Origin of the sequence: Paenibacillus apii (genome assembly GCF_011043685.1) — a bacterium.
Taxonomy (GTDB): Bacteria; Bacillota; Bacilli; order Paenibacillales; family Paenibacillaceae; genus Paenibacillus_AQ; species Paenibacillus_AQ sabinae.
On sequence record NZ_JAAKGU010000028.1, the window covers coordinates 1 to 1,267 of the forward strand.

Consider the following 1,267-nt stretch of genomic DNA (forward strand, 5'->3'; position numbering starts at 1 on the left):
TGGTCAAGACCCCATTTAGTGGACATTGAAAAAAACACCTAGGCTGCAAACTGGCGCCGGTACTCTACCGGCGTCAGTTTATTTAATTTACGTTGCGGCCGTTTTCGGTTATAAAATCGTATGTATTTCTCAATTCGGCTTTGTGCCTCTGCCAGATTTCGGATATCATAGGGATAGAGTCCTTCCGTTTTGAGATGCGAGAAGAAGCTCTCCATGGAGGCGTTGTCTAGGCAATTGCCCCGGCGAGACATGCTGATTTGGGCGCCAACCTGTGGCAGCATGTCGTGGTAAGCATGAGACGTGTACTGGAATCCCTGGTCGCTGTGAACGACCAATCCGGTCACGTCTTTTTGCTTGGCAAAAGCTTTCGTGAACGTCTGTAGAACCAGCTCATTGTCGTTGCGTTCACCTAGCTGGTAGGCCACTATCTCGTTGTTAAATAAGTCTTTCACCGCTGAAAGATACAGCCAGCGATCCCCGACACGGTATTGGGTGACATCGGTGACCCATTTCTGGTTTGGTTTTTCAGCTGTAAAGTTTCGTTTGAGCAAGTTCTCAGCTACACGCTCACCTGTCGGGTACGTCACGTTCAAGCGGCGTTTTCGGCGGATCTTAGCTTGAAGGCCAAGCTGTTGCATGAGACGCAGTATCTTCTTGTGGTTCATCCATATCCCCTCGTCCTGCCATATCATAAGTTGGAGCTGCCGATAACCGTACTTCCCCTCGTAGCGCCAGTAAGCTCTACTGATGAGTTTCTTGGCATCTGCATCCCGATCGGTCTGTTTTCGCTTCAGGTACGCATAATAACCGCTTCTGGAAACGCCGAATAACTGGCACAATTCTGTGATCCGACCTTGGGCAGACGCCTTCTCTACAAGGACATACCTTTCTTCCTTACCTCCTGTATCCAGATTTCCAAGCACTTTTTTAGCATTTCGTTTTCCCGCTTGAGCTTTTGAACATACCGGTCTTGATTGATGTATTCCTCTCGTCTGCCTCGCTGATCCAGGAGTCCAAATTCGCCTTGTTCCCGGTATTTGCGCATCCACTTCTTCATCCTCTGCGGGTCATGAATGCCTAAATGTTCGTTAATCTTTCGGTAGGTCCATCCTTCCACAACATGCAGGCGAACGGCCTCTTTCTTGATCTCTTCGGAATACGTTTTAAACTTTTGCCCTTTGATAGCCATACAAAAAATGCACCCCCAAGAACTTCATCGGATAAACCAGGGGTTTATTCCAATGTCCATTCTAAGGGGTGCACTTCA

The 1,267-nt window shown here is 48.2% G+C and carries 2 protein-coding genes; both read right to left on the bottom strand.

All coding sequences use genetic code 11. The annotated features are described in order from the left end of the window. Positions 1-38: 38 nt before the first annotated feature. Positions 39-923: an IS3 family transposase gene (locus G5B47_RS25215; RefSeq protein ID WP_226991757.1), complete on the bottom strand. Its 885-nt coding sequence runs from the start codon at positions 921-923 to the stop codon at positions 39-41. Further along, the gene (locus G5B47_RS25220; RefSeq protein ID WP_235957331.1) at positions 872-1,189 is read right to left on the bottom strand and encodes a transposase; all 318 of its coding nucleotides are present in this window, start codon (positions 1,187-1,189) and stop codon (positions 872-874) included. Before G5B47_RS25220 ends, G5B47_RS25215 begins: the two co-directional genes overlap by 52 nt. Between the last annotated feature and the right edge of the window lie 78 nt (positions 1,190-1,267).

Coding starts and splice junctions, on each gene's coding strand:
- G5B47_RS25220 (WP_235957331.1), bottom strand. CDS start 1,189: ATGGCTATCAAAGGGCAAAAGTTTAAAACGTATTCCGAAGAGATCAAG.